This window comes from Streptomyces sp. NP160, assembly GCF_006335115.1.
Lineage (GTDB): Bacteria > Actinomycetota > Actinomycetes > Actinomycetales > Quadrisphaeraceae > Quadrisphaera.
This window is the reverse complement of the sequence record NZ_VDMJ01000092.1, coordinates 1-2,825: the sequence shown is the minus strand read 5'-3', so window position 1 is coordinate 2,825 and position 2,825 is coordinate 1. Positions and strand designations below refer to the sequence as shown.

The 2,825-nt window shown below is 75.9% G+C and carries 2 protein-coding genes; both read right to left on the bottom strand.

Going from position 1 to position 2,825, the window contains the following annotated elements; all coding sequences use genetic code 11:
• A partial coding sequence (locus tag FHN55_RS22050) for a DUF4012 domain-containing protein (protein WP_139714550.1) occupies positions 1-970 on the bottom strand: 970 nt, incomplete at its 3' end.
• Positions 971-1,109: 139 nt separating this feature from the next.
• On the bottom strand, positions 1,110-2,694 hold a 1,585-nt coding region (locus FHN55_RS24370), incomplete at its 3' end, for a polysaccharide biosynthesis tyrosine autokinase (RefSeq protein WP_373995760.1).
• Between the last annotated feature and the right edge of the window lie 131 nt (positions 2,695-2,825).

Below are 2,825 nucleotides of genomic sequence, written 5' to 3'. Positions count from 1 at the left end.
GGACCTCGACGACACCGGCGCCGCGGAGCAGGGGGGCGAGGCCGCTGGGGTCGACGGCTATCACGCCGTCGGGGGCGGGCCTGCCCTGGGCTGTCCACAGGTCGGTGAGCAGCTGCGCGGCGTAGGGGAAGTGCGGGCTCAGGCCCACGTTCTGCGAGTAGCTGATCTGCTCGGCGGGGTAGAGAGCTCTGTGCTCGGGCCCCAGGTCGCGCACCGGTCCGGTGAGGCGGTCGAGGTCGTCGTTCGAGCCGGCGTCGGACAGCGACAGGCGACCGTCGTTGACGTCGAGCAGCGCCCAGGTGCCGATGATCCCCCCGGTGGGCCGCAGCTCCGCCGTGTTCTGGAAGGCCACCAGGTAGGACTTGGGCCCGTCGCCGCCGAGGATCCCGGGGAGCGCCGCGAGCAGGGCCTGGCCGCGGCTGAGGCCGCCGGCCAGCTGGTCCACGCCCGACTGGGCCTGCGCCACGCCGCCCGAGAGGCCGGGGGGCAGTCCGGCCACGTCCACCGCCGCGGCGCGGTCGCGCGCCGACCGCGCCGCCTCAGCAGCCGGGGCCAGGTCCTGCGCGAGGACGGCGATGCCCGCGGGGTCGAGGCTGCCGTCGGCGCGGACGGCCGAGCCGCTGGACAGCGCCTCGCTGGCCGCCCTCAGCGCAGGCACCGCCCCTTCGCCGACGGCCTGGTCGACCGCGCCCACCGTGGTGCGGACCGCCCCGACCACCTCGCCGGGCTTGCCCGGGACGAGGGAGCCGACCACGAAGGGCACGCTGTCGGCCGCGCGACGGGCCGCGGAGGTCTCGCGGGCGGCGGCCTCGGTGGCAGCGGCTGCCGCGGCGAGGTCACCCGCACCCGTCGCAGCCCGCACCTCCTGGACGTGCGCGCTAGCGGCGCGCACGTGAGCGGCGAGCGCACGGGCCTGCACCGCGCCCCAGACCACCAGCACGCCGAGGAGCACCAGGACGATGACGAGCACCCGGAGCGCTGTGCGGCGCCACCGGAGTCGCTCCTGGCCCGCGGGGCCCTCAGGGACCCGCCCCCTGCGTCGGGACGAGCTCACCGCTCGGCGTCGCCGAGGGGTCCTGCCTGCGGGCCGGGCTGCCCGGGCTGCCCNNCGCCGGCGGCGTCGCGCTCGACCGAGCTGGCGGGCGGGGCCGACGACGGGACCACTGGGAGCGGTGGTGGCGGCGCGGGGCGCCCGGGCTGCTCCTGCGGCGCAGCCGAGCGGGTCAGCGGCGGCTCGGGTCCGGGATGCACGGGTTCGCCGGGGGCCCTCCAGCCGCCGCGAGGAGGCTGCGCGGCGCCGGTGGCGTCAGGACGCCTCCGCGCAGAGGGACGGCCGGGCTCGACCGGCTGGTAGCGGTACGCGTAGGTCTGGTAGGCGTCGACGCCCTTGGTGGGCAGTCTGGTGAGCACGCCGCCGAGCACGGTCGCGTTGACGGCCGAGAGCGCCTGGAGCGCCCGCTCGAGCTGCGGGCGCCGCACGCGGCCGCTCCCGACCACGACCAGCGCGCCACCCACTGCCTCCGCCAGCACGGCGGAGTCGGTGACGGCAAGGAGGGGAGCTCCGTCGAGCAGCACCACGTCGAAGCGCTGCTCCAGCTCCTGGAGGACCTTGGTCATCTGGTCGGAGGCGAGGAGCTCGCTGGGGTTGGGGGGCACGCCCCCCGAGGTGAGGACCCACATGCCCTGGGAGTCCCCCCACGGCTGCAGCACGTCGTCGAGGGTGGCGTCACCGACGAGCACGGTGGTCAGGCCGGCGGCGCCCTCCAGCCCCAGGTAGGTGGCCACCATGGGGCGCCGCAGGTCCGCGTCCACGAGCGCCACGCGGACCCCGGCGCCCGAGAGGGTCAGGGCGAGGTTGATGGCGGTGGTGCTCTTGCCCTCGCCCTCCAGGGACGAGGTGACGACCACCGAGCGGGCGCCGGAGGCGGCCGTCGCGAACTGCAGGTTGGTCCTCAGCTGCCGGAAGCACTCGGCGCGGACGCCCCGGGGCTGTTCGACCACCACGAGGGGGTGGTCCGCGGCCTCGGCGTCGTAGGGCATGCCGGAGAGCACCGGTACCCCGAGCTGGCCGAGGTCGTGCTCGCCGCGGACCGTGGTGTCGAGGGTCTCGCGCAGGACGGCGAGGCCGACTCCCACGGCGAGGCCCACCAGCAGGCCCAGCGCCAGGTTGAGCGGGGTGTTGGGGGAGGACGGGGCGGCGGGCACGACGGCGGGCTGCGTGGTGGTCAGCTGCACCGGGGCGGTGGTGCCGGTGCCGTTGCCCTCCAGCTCCGCGACCGCCGTGATGAGCGAGGCCCCGACGGCGTTGGCGATGGCGGCCGCCTGCTGCGGCGAGGGGTCGGTGACCGTGATGTTGATGAGCACCGTGTCGAGGGGGGCCTCTGCGGTGATGCGCTGCGCCAGGGCCCCGGGGGTGGTGTCGAGGCCGAGCTCCGCGATCACGGGCTCCAGCACCTTCGGCTGGCTGGCGACGTCCGCGTAGGACTGCACGCGCTGCTGCACGAAGGTGTTGCCCGCGTTCAGGTCGGACGTCGACGAGGCGCCCGACGTCCGGACGAACAGCTTGGTCTGCGCCTGGTACTCCGGCGTCGCTGCCAGCGTGGCCGCTGCAGCACCGGCCAGCGCCAGCGCCGTGAGGACCACGATCGACAGCCACCTCTTGCGCAGCACGCGCAGGTAGTCGGTGAGCTCCACGCTCTCCCCCCTCGTCCGTGATGACGATCGTGGCACAGCCCGGAGGTCCCGAACACGGCCTCGACCAGCAGACGCGTCCGTCTGGGCACCGCGTGCGCCCCGGACGGCCCTGCCGCGCCCTCGTCAGGGGG